General features: G+C 59.0%; 12 protein-coding genes. All 12 read left to right on the forward strand.

Annotated elements, in window-relative coordinates:
• The first annotated feature begins 15 nt into the window (after positions 1-15).
• The 12 genes from AC1DKV_RS15895 (at position 16) to AC1DKV_RS15950 (ending at position 15,497) form a co-directional block, all read left to right on the forward strand.
• Positions 16-1,578: a DHA2 family efflux MFS transporter permease subunit gene (locus AC1DKV_RS15895; protein WP_441620373.1), complete on the forward strand. Its 1,563-nt coding sequence runs from the start codon at positions 16-18 to the stop codon at positions 1,576-1,578.
• A gap of 42 nt (positions 1,579-1,620) precedes the next feature.
• Positions 1,621-2,628: a bestrophin family protein gene (locus tag AC1DKV_RS15900; protein WP_441620375.1), complete on the forward strand. Its 1,008-nt coding sequence runs from the start codon at positions 1,621-1,623 to the stop codon at positions 2,626-2,628.
• A gap of 69 nt (positions 2,629-2,697) precedes the next feature.
• The gene (locus AC1DKV_RS15905; RefSeq protein ID WP_441620377.1) at positions 2,698-4,389 is read left to right on the forward strand and encodes a patatin-like phospholipase family protein; all 1,692 of its coding nucleotides are present in this window, start codon (positions 2,698-2,700) and stop codon (positions 4,387-4,389) included.
• A gap of 1,068 nt (positions 4,390-5,457) precedes the next feature.
• Complete coding sequence (locus AC1DKV_RS15910) at positions 5,458-6,045, forward strand: glutathione S-transferase N-terminal domain-containing protein (RefSeq protein WP_441620379.1); 588 nt, start codon at positions 5,458-5,460, stop codon at positions 6,043-6,045.
• Positions 6,046-6,183: 138 nt separating this feature from the next.
• A complete protein-coding gene (locus AC1DKV_RS15915; RefSeq protein WP_441620380.1) occupies positions 6,184-7,896 on the forward strand; it encodes a thiamine pyrophosphate-dependent enzyme in 1,713 nt (570 codons plus the stop codon).
• 189 nt (positions 7,897-8,085) lie between these two features.
• The gene (locus AC1DKV_RS15920; RefSeq protein ID WP_441620382.1) at positions 8,086-9,537 is read left to right on the forward strand and encodes an NAD-dependent succinate-semialdehyde dehydrogenase; all 1,452 of its coding nucleotides are present in this window, start codon (positions 8,086-8,088) and stop codon (positions 9,535-9,537) included.
• Between the two features lie 193 nt (positions 9,538-9,730).
• Positions 9,731-10,654, forward strand: a complete 924-nt coding sequence (locus AC1DKV_RS15925; RefSeq protein ID WP_441620384.1) for a LysR family transcriptional regulator — start codon at positions 9,731-9,733, stop codon at positions 10,652-10,654.
• A gap of 412 nt (positions 10,655-11,066) precedes the next feature.
• Positions 11,067-11,423 (forward strand): LysR substrate-binding domain-containing protein, encoded by a 357-nt coding sequence (locus AC1DKV_RS15930; protein WP_441620485.1) that lies wholly within the window; start codon positions 11,067-11,069, stop codon positions 11,421-11,423.
• Positions 11,335-11,673 carry a LysR substrate-binding domain-containing protein gene (locus AC1DKV_RS15935; RefSeq protein WP_441620386.1) on the forward strand — a complete coding sequence of 113 codons (339 nt, stop codon included), beginning with the start codon at positions 11,335-11,337 and terminating at the stop codon, positions 11,671-11,673. Before AC1DKV_RS15930 ends, AC1DKV_RS15935 begins: the two co-directional genes overlap by 89 nt.
• A gap of 520 nt (positions 11,674-12,193) precedes the next feature.
• A complete protein-coding gene (locus AC1DKV_RS15940; protein WP_441620388.1) occupies positions 12,194-13,870 on the forward strand; it encodes an MFS transporter in 1,677 nt (558 codons plus the stop codon).
• A gap of 6 nt (positions 13,871-13,876) precedes the next feature.
• Complete coding sequence (locus tag AC1DKV_RS15945) at positions 13,877-14,482, forward strand: glutathione S-transferase N-terminal domain-containing protein (RefSeq protein ID WP_441620390.1); 606 nt, start codon at positions 13,877-13,879, stop codon at positions 14,480-14,482.
• Between the two features lie 19 nt (positions 14,483-14,501).
• Positions 14,502-15,497, forward strand: coding sequence for a D-2-hydroxyacid dehydrogenase family protein (locus tag AC1DKV_RS15950; RefSeq protein ID WP_441620392.1), 996 nt, complete (start codon positions 14,502-14,504; stop codon positions 15,495-15,497).
• Positions 15,498-15,503 lie beyond the last annotated feature (6 nt).

Raw genomic sequence — 15,503 nt, forward strand, 5'->3', positions numbered from 1 at the left:
ACCCGCGAACGCATCATGCAGTCCCAAGCCCAGACCACACTCGTGCCAATCCCATTGACCGGAGCCAAACTTGTAGCGGGTAGCTTCGCCGTGGCTCTCGCCACTTTCATGAACGTGCTGGACTCGTCGATCGCCAACGTCGCGATCCCGACGATTTCCGGCAACCTTGGCGTCTCCGTGGACGAAGGCACCTGGGTCATTACACTGTTCGCCGCCGCTAACGCCGTGGCAATACCGCTGACCGGCTGGTTAACCCAGCGCGTCGGCCAGATCCGCCTGTTCGTGGGTGCCATCCTCATGTTCGTGCTGTCGTCGTGGCTGTGCGGCATCGCACCCAACCTGGCCATGCTGTTGGCCGCGCGCATATTGCAGGGCGTGGTAGCGGGCCCCCTGATTCCGCTCTCGCAATCGATCCTGCTGTCCTCCTATCCCAAGGAGAAGAATGCCGTGGCACTTGCGCTGTGGGCGATGACGGCCACGGTTGGGCCCATCGCCGGCCCGGCCCTGGGCGGGTGGATGACCGACAGCTATTCGTGGTCGTGGATCTTCTACATCAATGTCCCTGTCGGACTGTTCGCTGCAGCCGTCACCTGGGCGATCTACCGTGACCGCGAAACGCCGACGCGCAAGCTGCCGATCGACCTCGTGGGCCTGGCCTCGCTCATCACCTGGGTAGCGTCGCTGCAGATCATGCTCGACAAGGGCAAGGACCTGGACTGGTTCAGCTCGCCGGTCATTGTCACCCTTGCCATCGTCGCGCTGCTCAGCTTCCTTTTCTTCGTGATCTGGGAACTGACCGAAGCGAATCCGATCGTCGACCTGCGCCTGTTCAAGGGCCGCAATTTCCTGACCGGTACGGTCGCCATCTCGGTGGCCTTCGCCGTTTTCTTTGCTAACCTGGTCGTCCTGCCTCAGTGGATGCAGCAATACCTGGCATACCCCGCCGTCGACGCCGGTCTGGCGATGGCGCCGCTGGGCATCTTTGCCGTTCTGCTTGCGCCGGTGGTGGGCAAGATCCTGCCCAGGTCGGACCTGCGCGTCCTCGCCACACTTTCCTTCCTCGGCTTTGCCGGCGTGTTCTTCATGCGCTCGCAGTACAGCATCGGCGTAGACACTTTCACGCTTGTACTGCCGACATTGCTGCAAGGCATTCCAACCGCGCTGTTCTTCGTCCCGCTGACGGCAATCATCCTGTCGGGCCTGCCGCCGGAAAAAATGCCGGCCGCCGCCGGCCTGTCCAACTTCGTCAGGGTGTTCTGTGGCGCAGTGGGCACGTCGCTGGCCACGACCGGCTGGAACAACCGGGCCGTGCTGCACCACGCGCGCCTTGTGGAGCAGGCCAGCCCGAACAACCCACTGTATGGCGCGGCCATCAATTCGATCCAGTCCACTCTTGGCTTATCCCCCCAGCAAGCCATTGCCTGGTTCGAGCGCAGCCTGAACACGCAAGCCATCATGCTCGGCCTAAACGACATATTCTGGATTTCAGGCGTGATCTTCGCCGCCATCATTCCGTTGATCTGGTTCACGAAGCCCGACAAGGGGGCCATGTCCGGCACCGCGGCCTCCGCCCACTGATACTCGGCCTGCGTTCTGCCACACTGCCGCGAGATGCGCATCATGCACTTGGGAAAATCGTACACATTATTCGAATTCACGCTCTGGTCGAGACGGCAACTCTATGCCTCCCTCGCATGCAGTTCGCTGCCCGTTTTCCTCTACCAGTTCCTCGGGGTGAAATGGCTGTCGATCCCGGTCTCCGTTGTGGTGCTGCTGGGCACGGCCACGTCATTCATCGTGGGTTTCAGGAACGTGCAGACCTACGGCAGGGCCCTGGAGGCACAGCAGATCTGGACTGACATCCTGAATGGCAGCCGGAGTCTGGGTGTGATGAGCCGGGACTTTCCGGCAGGACCGGCGGCGGGGCGAGAACTGATTCTCCGGCATTGCGCGTGGCTGACGGCACTCCGCTATCAACTGAGAAGCCCACGCATCTGGGAAAATGCGGGCAAGGTAGCCAATGTGGAGTACCGGAAATACTACCGGGTTCCCGAGTGGGAGACGCCATTGGAACTGGCGCTTGCGCGCTATCTGCCACTGGCCGAACTCGACTCGGTTCTGCACGCCGAGAGCAGGACAACCCGCTTGCTGGGAACGCAAGCGGCAACAATCAGGCGGTTGCTTGATGTCGGCGAGATCAGCAATGCCTTCTATCTGGAATTCGTTGGATCAATCAGGGGCCTCTTCGCGCAGCAAGGAAGGGCAGAGCGTGTCAAGGACTATCCATATCCCAGGCAATACGAGGTCATAAACAAGCTCTTTGTCCGTACCTTTTGCCTGCTGCTGCCCTTCGGCATTCTTACGGAGTTCGAAAAGCTCAATGACAGCGTTTCAGGCGTCATGCATGGCAATATGATCTGGCTGGTCATTCCATTCAGCACGATGATCTCGTGGATGTACCTAGTGCTGGAGCAGGTGGGTGAAAGCACGGAAAACCCGTTCGAAGGAAACCCCAATGACGTGCCCATGGCGCAGATCAGCTGGAAGATCGAAAGCGAGCTCATGGACATGCTTGGCGAGAAGAGCGATGTCCTCGAACCAACGACAGAGCACGGTATTGTCCTCTAGACCATTCACTGGCCCGCCGGACGCCTGCCCTTCGGGCGGGGCGCGAACGTCTGCATCAGGCGATTTTGGGTGATCGTCCCTTTGCTGCAGATTGATACGGCGACCGTCCGGAAAGCCTCTCGCAGCGAGGCTTTCCGACTTCCCTTTATATCGAGAATGTCGAGTCTTTCGCAAATCGTTGATTCACAGGAAATTTGGGAGCGCGACCGTATCAACTTGCAGCAAAAGAACGATCCCCCCTTTCTGCGGGCCGCCACCACGCCGAGCACGTTCCTGACCTCGTCCAATGTGAGTTTCGACATGACCACACTCTTCGCCACAAAAGCAGCCTGCCTTGGCAAATGGGGGGCAGGGAGTGAGCGACGCGCCTGCGGCAGGGCCTACCACACGCTGATGCTACTTCTACTTGCGGGACTCAGTGCCTGCGGGTCGCTTCCTCACAATGCTCCGCGCAATCTGCCTCAGGCCGCGGCTGGCAGCGCATCCGCGGCCATGCGCGAACCCATCGACGTCGTCGACCAGACAGCCATCGCCATGTCGTTCTCTGGCGGTGGCACGCGAGCCGCAGCCTTCGCCTTCGGGGCGCTGCAGGGGCTCAACGCCATGAGAGGTCCTGGGGGCGCGTCCCTGCTCGACGACGTCGCATTCATTAGCAGCGTGTCCGGAGGCTCCATCACCGCTGCGTACTACGGTCTGCACGGCACGGCCAGCCTGGCGACCTTTCGATCAGTGCTCCTGAAGAACGGAGAGGCGGGACTTCGCTTCAGTCTCCTGAATCCGGTCAACGTTGCACGCCTCTTCGCGGGGGGGCTCAACGATCGGGAAGATCTCCAGACATGGCTCGACGAAGACGTGTTCAAGGGCGCGACGTACGCCGACATGTTCCGCCGCGGCAAGCCAATCGTTTGGATCAATGCCACGAACGTCTACTACCGGGTCGCGTTTCCGTTCAGCCAGTTGGCATTCGATGCGCTATGCAGTGATCTTGCGAGCTTTCCCGTTTCCGAGGCCGTCGCCGCATCCATGGCGGTCCCGCTCTTCTTCGCACCGATCGTCCTTCAAAAGCATCCCGAGGCTTGTAGCGCACCGCTGCCGAACCTTGACCACGCCCAGGCGCCTGGGCGATCGCTGCTGCGTGGCGCGTTGGCAAACGCCGTTCGCGGTCTCAGGGACACGTCGAAGGGAAAGTACATCAAGCTGGTCGACGGCGGGGTGTCCGACAACTACGGATTGGCTACCATTCTACAATCGCGCCTGCTGCTGGGCACGGCTTATGGTCCCATGAGCGAGAACGACGCGATCAAGGTGCGGCGGCTACTTTTCATCGTTGTTGACGCCGGTCAGGGCCCGCGCGGCGATTTGAACCAAAGCCAGATTGGCCCATCCGGAATCGAAGTCGCAAGCGCGGCCATCGACGCGGCAATGGCGACCAACGTTCGAATGAGCTATGACGCCTTCGTTCCCATGATGCAGCAGTGGCGCGACGACCTCTTGGCCTATCGGTGTGGGATGCCGTATTCTCGGCAGCAGGAGATCGCTGCACGCCTCCCAGGCTGGCGGTGCGACGAAGTCGATTTCTTCGTCACGCGGATATCGTTTGAGGTCCTCGACAAGGAGCGTGCTGCAAGTCTGAACGATCTGCCGACCAGACTTCGTCTGCCCGAGAAAGACGTCGATAGCCTGATCGAAGCGGGAAGGGATGCCATCCTTGGCAACCCGGTGATCCGCGAGTTCGAGCGCGAATCGACTGCGGCGCGATAGTCCCGCGGCACGCGGCGTGGGTGAGGCCGCGCTCTTGCTGCTCAGCCGCGGCGCTCTCCTGGCGGAGGCACGCTCCGCACGGCCGATCTCGACGCTAAGGCGCCCCGACTCCCAGATGACCGTGGTCCCTTTCCGGCCATCTACGGCCAGTGGTCCGCGCCACTATATGGACATTTGAATGTCGCCTTCGCCCAGACAACGGCCCCTCGCGTGCCGACCGTGTCCGTCGCGTTGTCGGCCGAAGCGGCCGTTCACGCTTTTCCGACCGCAACTTGTGGGCAATGTCAGGTTCCTAACGGGGCCAACCGAGGCTGTCGCCCCCTATGCGGATAGTTGCGACCTACACCGAGCGACGGCGTACTTTGCGAAGGGGGCACGGTGAAGTACGCCTGGATCGACGAGCACCGGGCCAGTACAGCGCGAGCCGCGCTTCGCCAGCATCGGGCCGTCTGGCGCAGCGGCAATCGCCAGTAGCGCGTCGAACCTGCAGTGGTCTCTCGGGTGTTGACTTGCATGCGAGCCTGCCCCGTATTTTGCAAGTGCCGGTGACCTGGCTTGGCGACACCACCTACGCGGCGGATCTAGGACCTCAGGCGGAAGCTGTGGGTCAGCCAAAAATGCAAAGATGGGTCAAACGACGGAAGCGAAAGCCGCCGCCAAAGACGGGCAAGCGACTCCCGCGCCAGATCCGTAGTGATTTTACGGCATCTTTGGTTCGACAGATCGCCATCCCCATGCTGAAACGGTCTAACTGCTATAGACAATATGCCATTGCAAGTTCGTTGCGCTTGTACCAAATTGGCGGTAAGCGTGCGGCGCCCGTCTCACCTTCCTCGGTGGCGAGCACCGGCTTCCAATTGCATAGGTAGCGTAGAGAACGTATGGGAATTTCCAGGATAGTCAGAGCGTGCGATCGGGTGCAGAACCGCGCACTATCCTGCGAGGCGCTTCGCGAGCCGTTAGCAGGGGGGCGATGGCGTGTGGCCGGTATGCCGTGGTGATGCCGCTTAGCGTGCGGAACCGATGGGTGGCAAAGCCGATGCCGGTACCCGGAAACCGGCAGCGATAATGGAGCTGCTCTACAGTCCCGACTCGCCATATGCCAGGAAAGTGCGGGTTGCGGTGCGTGAGAAAGGCTTGCTCGACATCATCGACGAGGTCGTAGTGAATCCCAACGGGAACGGCGCCGAGCTGCTTTCCCTGAATCCTCTGGCCGAGGTGCTGACCTTGCAGCGCGGTAACGGGTCATTGTTCGACAGTCCACTGATCTGTGAGTACCTGGATGGACTGTCACCGATCGAGTCTCTGATTCCGCGAGCCTTTGAACCACGAATCGACGTGCTTAGGCTGCAAGCGATAGCCGACGGAGTCATGGGCGCTACGATGGCTTTCTTTCTTGAGGCGCGAAGAACTGATACGCAGCCCTGGCTTCTCCGGAGGGAGGAGACGATTCGACGTAGCGTGGGGGTGCTGGCGGAGCGCTGGCTCCCTTCGCATACAAACCTCGGCAGCATTTCCGTGGCTTGTGCTCTGGACTACCTCTCTTTTCGGTGCCCGGACATTGAGTGGCGAAAGGAGTATCCCTCTCTGGGGGCCTGGCTTGATCTTTATGTCGATCGACCAAGCTTCTGCGAGACTGCGCCACCGAAGCACTGAAGGTAGTTGAGGAATACGGCCCGGGCAATGTCCTGGCAAGGTTCCGATCTAAGTGGTGCCTAAAAAGCATAGCTGATATAAAAGCCAACCAATTGATGGATAGCCAGATCGGTAGAAGAATAAGGCCATAGCAACTCCATGGAGACGCAGCACACGCTGCACGGAAAAATGACACGCACTAAGACCGCTACCTCTTCCCACTCGATGCTCTCTGTCTTTGCCGCCAATGGTATTGATCGGGTGTTTCTCGTGCCCGGTGAAAGCTACCTAGGCATCCTGGATGCCCTCAATGAATTTCCGGAGATTGATGTCATAACTTGCCGGCATGAAGGCGGGGCCGGCTTCATGGCATGCGCCGATGGCCGGTTGACCCGCCGGCCTGGCGTTGTGATGGTAAGCCGCGGTCCGGGCGCCACTAATGCATCGATTGCCGTCCACACTGCCCAGCAGGACGCCATACCACTGATCCTTGTGGTCGGCCAGATTCCAAAGGCGGATCTCCGAAAGGAGGCCTTTCAAGAAATCGACTATCAGCAGATGTTTGGGTCAATCGCGAAGTGGGTGGTCGAAGTGACCGACCCGGCCAAGCTGGCGGACGCGGCGTTTAAGGCGATCCGCATTGCGACTTCGGGCACGCCGGGTCCTGTCGTAATGGTCGTGCCGGAGGATATCCAGCAGCAGGAAGTTGTACAGCCAGTCTGGCAGGCAGTCCGGCACGAAGCTGTGGTACCAACAGAAGAATCCCTGGCCAAGGTCGCGGCGTTGCTGGACCACGCTAGACGTCCGCTGATTATCGCAGGTGGTGCGTTGGATTCGCCAGCCGGGCGCCATGCGCTGCAGAATCTTGCGGAGAAGTTTCATGTCCCGGTCGCGGTCTCTTTCCGGCAGCACGACATTTTCCCTTGCACGCACCAGTTGTTCGTTGGCGAGTTGGGTCTCGCCAACCCGAAGGACCAGATCGAAGCGTTTGGGACGAGCGACCTGATCATCGCACTGGGTACTCGTCTTGGCGATATCACGAGCCAGGGCTATACGTTTCCCGCGCTTCCGAAACCCCATCAGAACCTTGTTCACGTTTATCCGGATGAGCATATAGTCGGCCTTCATTTCGCTCCCGACATTGGGCTCCTGTGCGACCCCGAACTGTTCGCGGCACAGCTCGCAAATTGCGCGTGCACCTCGATCCCGAGTGAACGCATGGAATGGGCAGGCAATCTGGGGGCTATCCACAAACGAATCTCCGCTTGGCCTCTGCTCCAGGCGAGCGACGGTGTACCCTTTGTAAAGGTGGTGGAAAGGCTTGCCAATGTTGCCCCCAAGAACACCATTGTCTGTCTCGACGCGGGCACGTTCGCAGCTCCTGTCTACCGGCACTTCCCGTTTGTTTTCCCGCAGCGCCTGATGGCTCCTCTCTCCGGCGCAATGGGTTATGGTACGCCGTCGGCGGTGGCCTCTCAACTGCGGTTGAAGGATCATACTGTCGTGTGCCTAGTTGGGGACGGTGGCTTCCTGATGACGGGAAATGAAATCATTGCTGCGGTGGAACGGAATCTGCCGATCCTCTTTATTCTGTCTAACAACAATTGTTATGGCTCCATTCGTGTGCACCAAGAAAAGACCTATCCGGGTCGCCACGTCGGGACGACACTAAGCAATCCGGACTTCATAGGGATCGCCCGTTCGTTCGGTGTTGAGGCGGAGCGCCTCACGAAGCTGGAAGAGATCGACGCCGCCATTGCGCGTGGTCTGGATGCTCGACGCCCCTATTTCATTGAGGTGCAGTCGAGCCTCTCTGCCATCCTTCCCGGCACGAAATCGGAGGTGGCGGCCGTCGAACGATCCGGCAATTAAATCAGATGAATCAGGTCTCGACGTAGGAACTGCGCAACGAGGGAACATCCGCGCTCGGTTCTGTATATGAGACACGCCTGGCAGGCAGGTAGATCAGATCACACCGCCTAGGATGAAACGTTGCGCCGAGCCCGAAAGACCAATACTGGTCCGTGGGCCATGCGGCAAGAGCCAAATCAAGGATACGACATGAAACTCTCTCGCCCCGATCTCTTCCGAGAAGCCGCATACCTTGCGGGCAGGTGGAATCCCTGTGGGAATGAAGCCCTGGAAGTTCGGAATCCATCGACCGGAGAGGTTATTGGCTATGTGCCCAATATATCTGCTGCTCAGACCAAGGAAACCATTGGCGTAGCCGAACTCGCGTTTCATGAGTTCAAGCGACTGACGGGCAAGCAGCGTGCGGCGCTGATCCGCAGATGGTACGAGCTAGTGCTCGAGCACAAAGAGGATCTTGCAGTGATCATGACCGCCGAGCAAGGCAAGCCACTTGCCGAATCGCGCGCGGAGATCGACTACGCGGCTGCCTATCTCGAGTGGTTCGCGGAAGAAGCGAAGCGCGTATATGGCGATACGATTCTTGCGCCAAAATCCTCGCAGCGCATCTCCGTAACCAAGCAGCCCGTCGGTGTCTGCGCGGCAATTACACCCTGGAATTTTCCGTCGGCTATGGTAACGCGCAAGGTAGGTCCTGCTCTGGCAGCCGGATGTACTGTTGTCCTCAAACCTGCACAGCAGACTCCCTTCTCTGCGTTGGCGCTTTGTGTACTGGCCGAAGAGGCTGGCTTTCCTCCAGGCACAATCTCGGTACTGACCGGAGAAGCCGCCGAGATTGGCGGAGAGTTGCTGAGCAACCCGGCGGTCCGCAAACTGTCGTTTACCGGCTCCACGCCTGTCGGCAAGATGCTGATGGCCGCCGCTGCTGAAACGGTCAAGAAGCTGTCTCTGGAACTCGGCGGCAATGCTCCGTTCATCGTGTTTGAGGACGCCGATCTTGATGCTGCCGTCGTGGGCGCCATGGCCTCGAAGTTCCGCAATGCAGGTCAGACTTGTGTCTGTGCAAATCGATTCTTGGTGCATACCTCGTGCCACGACGAGTTTGTTGCCAAGCTCTCCGCGGCAGTGTCTGGCATGACAATGGGGGATGGCTTCGAGCCTGAATCTCAACTCGGCCCGCTCATCGACGAGAAGGCGATCCACAAGGTCGGCAGGCTCGTCAAGGAGGCCGTGGACGGCGGCGCGACTGTGCTAGCGGGCGGCCATCAGCACAAAGCCGGACCGTTGTTCTACGCCCCAACAGTGTTGACGGACGTGACTTCCAACATGGAAATCTCTCGAGAAGAGATCTTCGGGCCGGTCGTAGCAGTACAACGCTTCTCAGACGATGCCGAAGCGGTCCAGATTGCAAACGGCACGCCCTACGGATTGGCGGCCTACTTTTACACCAAGGATCTGAATCGTGCACTACGCATCTCCGAGGCGCTCGATTTCGGCATTGTTGGTATTAATGAAGGCGCTGTTTCAACGGAGGTCGCGCCTTTCGGCGGCGTCAAGGAGTCTGGCTTTGGGAAAGAAGGCTCGATGTACGGGATTGAGGAATACCTCGAGAAGAAGTACGTTTGCATCGGAAACGTTCAATGAATCAACCCGTCGGTTAGTCGGGATGGACAGCGCCTAGCGTGTAGCGCATGTATGGAGCGCGGCCCTGCTGGCACCAGATAGTGCCAAACGATCGCGGAATTGTGACGCGGCGGGAGTGAGGGGACCCCAAAAAACGATAGGTGGTGATAAGCTATGCCGATATTATCTGGGAGTCGCGATGGACCTTCGGCGCTTGGAACTACTGATGCAGGTGGCTGACTTTGGAAGTTTCTCGAAGGCGGCTGCAGTACTCGGAATCGCGCAGCCCGCGCTCGGGCGCCAGATACAAAAGCTGGAAGACGAGTGCGGGGTTCGTCTCCTCTACAGGCATGGCCGCGGGGTATCCCTTACCCCAGAGGGCGAGCTTCTCCTTTCCAGAGCCAAGCCTCTGGTTCGGCAGCTCGAAGCAATCGCTGGAGATTTGCAGTCGGTACATGAAGCTCCACAAGGGACCGTAATCCTCGGTTTGACTCCCACGATATGTAACCTGATGGGCCTCAGGCTCCTGAAGTTAGTTCAGGAGAAGTACCCCAAGCTCAGTGTGAATATCGTCTCGGGATACAGCGGCTACGTCCACGAATGGCTCGTGGACGGCAGACTCGACATCGCTGTGTTGCATGATGCTCGCCGCTCGGCAACGGTTGCCGTTGACGCGATTGGCGCGGCCCGGCTTTTCCTAGTAACACATCCAGGCGCCAAGATACCAAACAAGCGGAAGAACGCTATTTCAATCGCCGATCTGGATGGATTGCCTCTGACGCTCTCGAGCAAGAATCACGGGCTCCGCCGTACCCTAGAACTTGCAGCAGGACATGCTGGCATTACGCTAAACGTCGTCTATGAAGTTGACACGCTGGCATTGGCAAAGGAACTGGTTGTTGAAGGCCTGGCGTCGACCGTGCTTGCTCGTCCGGCTTACTTGACCGAGTTCCAGCAAGGGAAAGTCACCGAAGTCGCGATAGAGAACCCGGTGCTGGAGACTCGGCTCATGCTTGCAGAAGCTTCGAACCGGCCAGTCACAAGGGGGATGCGAGTTCTCAGGCAAGAGATCCAGACTCTCATAGAGAAACTCACCATCGAGGCAGGTCGCGAGTACGGCCTCATTCCGCTAAGCTAGCGTTTCAATCGTGCCGGAATCGGATGCGCACGCGCGGCCTTGCCGTGCCTCCCTCAGCAGCCAGTGCCATTTCAACCGGTGGTTCACGGGCAGATCAGTCGAGTGCTTTGTCGTTTGGATTGATGATCACTGCCCTCCATGTCGTCGGAGCCTGGGAAATCAGGGTTCACTCCTACGCCTTGATACAGTTATATTGAAGGAGTTCTCATGCACTTTGATTTCGCTGACCTTCGGCTGTTTGCACGTATCGCAGAAGAAGAAAACCTATCGCGCGGGGCGAAAAAGGCATTTTTGTCTCCGGCGGGTCATCGAGCGCCAGTTCGAACACGTGCGCAGCGACTTTGAGGAATTCTCCAAGGATTCCGTTGGCCATATACGCATCTTTGCGAATACAACCGCAGTCACGGAATTCATGCCCGAGGTGCTTGCCCACTTTATGGCAGGGCGACCGGCGGTCACAGTGGACCTCCAAGAGCGCCAGACGCGAGACATTATTCGAGGGGTATTGGACGCTAGCGCCGATTTGGGAATTATCTCCGGACCGCTAAACGCGGAGGGTCTTGAGGTCGTCCATTTCAGTACGGACAAGTTGGCGTTGGTGACTCCTGCGGGGCATCCTCTGATGGAAAAGTCGAATGTTTCGCTTCTTGACACACTAGAGTATGAGCATGTAAGCATGCATGAAGGAAGCACCCTTCACGCGTTCGTTCCTTACCGACCTCGTCCGCGACGAGCGGCGCAAACTGCAAATTCGAATTCAGATTCGTAGTTTTGAGGCCATGTGCCGGATGATAGAAGCCGGGGTTGGCATTGATATCCTTCCGCTATCGGCGGCCCTTCGCCATCGTCGGACGATGAAGCTGGAAATCCTGGAACTCAACGAGCCATGGGTCATACGCGAGCGCGTAGTGATTGCTCGGGATTTAGACGGGCTTCCCGGCTGCGCGAAGGCCCTCATTGACGAACTGATCAAAGTCGCGGAGGCCGCAGGGGGAAGTCCTAGTGGAAGCGTTACCTGAGCGGCGGGTCTCACCAGCCTGCAGCATTCCGCTGATTCCCAGCTAAGCATCCATCGCCACGACACAGCATTCATAGACGCCAAGACCTTTGGCGAGATAACTCCATTCTTGTCGCTATCGACATTCATCAGTTTTTTCGGGAGTTCTATGGTTGCGGCCATGACAGTAGCGCATCGGCGGCTAGCTTCTCGAGCGTCACTCCTCCTTTAGCACCAAACTGTAAGCGCCCCCAAAACTGACAACCTCGGGCTCGCGTTGAGGAGCTCGGGCAGATTCGTGAGTGCTGTGCTGTGTACTTAAGCACAAAATAGAAGACTGGCGCGCAAGGCCATGTGATATGGCGCTCACTGTTTCCAAATTTGATGTGCCACGAGGCGCACTATGCCGAAAAGGTCTATCTGCTATAGACGGGATGCCATTGCGAGTTATCTCGATATGGACGAAATTAGCGGTAAGCCAGTCACGCACTGGCCCCGCAGGGTGCAAGCAAGCACCCGACTAATATATGGGTGGAGACAGCATGGCTAGCAACAGCACAGGTGCGGTGTCGAGCGCGACGTCGACCGAAGTACTATCCGGTTCCGACGCGCGCAAGGCGGTCATAGGGGCATCCCTCGGTACTGTTTTCGAATGGTACGACTTTTTCGTCTACGGCCTTGTCGCCACGATCATCGCCAAACAATTTTTCGCGGGACTGGATTCCACCTCGGCATTCATCCTTGCACTCCTTGGTTTCGGCGCGGGATTTATCGTGCGGCCGCTGGGGGCCGCGGTGTTCGGGCGGCTCGGCGATATGATCGGTCGCAAGTACACCTTCCTCATCACCATCGTTCTGATGGGTGTGGCCACCTTCGCCACGGGTCTCCTCCCCACTTACAACCAGGTCGGCATTCTTTCGCCGGTGCTACTCATCGCGCTGCGGATGCTGCAGGGATTAGCCATTGGGGGCGAGTACGGGGGTGCTGCGATCTATGTCTGCGAGCACGCTCCGGCCAATAAGCGCGGCATGTTCACCTCCTGGATCCAGACCACGGGCACCGCCGGCATGCTGCTGTCGCTGGTGGTTGTCATCTCGGTCTCCTACGCCACGGGTGACCAGTACGAGCAATGGGGATGGCGAGTGCCGTTTCTGCTCTCACTACCCTTGCTGCTGGTGTCGCTCTATATTCGTCTTTCGTTGCACGAATCACCGGTGTTCAAGAAAATGAAGGCAGAGGGAACCCGCTCGAAAGCGCCGCTGTCCGAAGCCTTCGGCCAATGGAAGAACTTGCGGGCGGTTCTCATCGCCTTGTTCGGCGTGTGCGCAGGCCAGACCGTCATTTACTTCACCTGCCAATTCTTCCCACTGTTCTTCCTCACACAGACGCTCAAGGTCGACGCCAAGACTGCGAACATGCTCGTGATGTTCGCGCTGGTGTTCGGTTGCCCGCTATTCGTGGTTTTTGGCTCACTGTCCGACAAGATCGGCAGAAAGCCGATCCTGGTAACGGGGTTGTTGCTGGCCGCTGTGACATTCTTTCCGATTTATCGAGGTTTGACGCACTTCGCGAACCCGGCCCTCGAACGCGCGCAGCAGTCAGCGCCGATTGTGGTGCAGGCGGACCCGCAGGAATGCTCCTTCCAGTTCAACCCGACTGGCACCAAGAAGTTCACGAGCTCTTGCGATGTGGCGAAGCAAGTCCTCGCGCAAAATGCCGCCAGCTATGAAACGCTGCCGGCAGCCAGCGGAACCGTCGCCTTAGTAAAAATTGGAAGCCTCGAGATTCCCTCATATGATGCCTCGCGGCTCGCCCCCGCGGAGCTTAAGGAGGCCGAGAAAAAGTTCAAGGCCGCCGTTCTGGATGGTATGACAAAGGCCCAGTATCCGCACGCCGCCGCGCCCGAGGATATCAACAAGGCAGCGGTATTTGCCCTGCTGGCGGTATTGATGATCTACGCTGCAATGACCTATAGCGTGGTCGGTGCAATCCTGGTGGAGTTGTTCCCCGCGCGGATTCGCTATAGCTCTTTCTCGGTGCCGTATCACATTGCCACCGGATGGTTCGGGGGGCTTCAACCTACTGTTTCGTTCGCGCTGATCGCGCAGTTCGGCAATATTTATTTCGGCCTCTGGTATCCCACCATGGTCGTCGCCGTTTCGCTGGTAGTCGCCGTGCTGTTCCTTCGTGAAACCAGGCATGTCGACATCCACGCCTGAGCGCCCATGACGATGATGAAACTGCTCTACAGTCCAGGCTCGCCCTATGCGAGGAAAGTCCGGATCGTGCTGAGGGAGAAAGGCCTGATCGACAGCGTCGAGGAGGCCGTGGTGAACCCTCACGATAACGGCGCCGAATTTCTCTCGCTGAATCCGCTGGCCAAGGTGCCAACCCTGCAAATCGGCAGTGATTCGCTGTTCGACAGCCCACTGATCTGCGAATACCTGGACGGGCTTTCCGGGGTCGGGCCGCTGATTCCCCGGGAACCGGAATCGCGGATCAGCGTACTTTGGCTCCAGGCCCTGGCCGATGGCATGATGGACGCGGCCGTGGCCTCCGTCCTAGAAGCGCGCAGGAGCGATACCGAGCCCTCAAGACACTGGCTGCTGCGCTGGGAGAATGCGATCAGGCGTTCCCTGGCCGCGCTTTCCACGACTATGCTTCCGTCCCAGATGAGCCTGGGCGGCATAGCGGTGGCCTGTGCGCTGGACTACGTCTCTTTCCGTTGCCCGGCGATCCGGTGGCGCGACGAGTACCCCGAGCTTGCCGCGTGGTGCGACCTATACGTCGACCGGCCCAGTTTTGCCGAGACCACCCCTCCACGTTCTTGAGAGGTTCCCAATGGATCCAATGCCGAAGCCAATCATCGCCATCATTGATGACTACGAACGTTTTGTCCCCGGCCTGGCAGCCTATCGGGAGCTAAGGGCGGCGCTACCGGCAGCGGACATACGCCTGATCAGCGAGCAACCGCTAGGGGCCGCCGGGCTGGCGCAGCTTGAGGACGTGGAATACCTTGTGTTGATCCGGGAGCGGACCCGCATAACGCGCGAGCTGCTCGCGAAGCTGCCATCATTGAAGACGATCGTGCAGACAGGCTCTACGGGTATTGGAGTCACAGCTCATGTCGATACCACCGCTTGCGCGGAACGCGGGATCGACGTGCTCGAAGGTAAAACCGATGGGCATTCGGCCGCTGAGCTGACCTGGGCACTGGTCCTGGCCGCCCATCGGCGCCTTCCTCAGTATATCGATAGCCTCCGAACGGGTCGCTGGCATCAGGGCAGCGGCGCCGCCATCGGGGAAACGCTCCGGGGCAAGACCTTTGGCATTCTCGGCTACGGCCGAATTGGCCAGTTGCTGGGTGGCTACGCCAAAGCTTTTGGTATGACCGTACTGGTGTGGGGCCGGCAGCGCTCGCTGGAGGCGGCACGGGCGGACGGGGTCAAGGTCGCGGAGAGCCGTGCGTGTCTGTTCGCCAACAGTGATGTGCTGACGATTCAGTTGAGGCTCAACGAGGAAACGCTGCACTCCGTCAAGCTCGCCGATCTGCAGGCAATGAAGCCAAGCGCAATATTCGTTAATACGAGCCGGGCGGCTCTGGTCGAGCCGGGTGCCCTGGCGGCTGCGTTGAAAGGCGGTACGCCTGGGATGGCCGCCATCGACGTCTATGAAAGCGAGCCGATATCTGCGGACCATTCCCTGCTGCAGCTTGGCAATGTGTTGGCGACACCCCACATAGGATATGTAGAGCGAGACAGCTACGAAATTCTCTTCAGGTCGGCATTCCAGAAACTTGTCGCTCACGTGCAGGGTGACTTCGCCAGGCACTGCCAGGTGCGGTAGCGCCCA

It is taken from the genome of Cupriavidus sp. 05T41 (genome assembly GCF_056396525.1).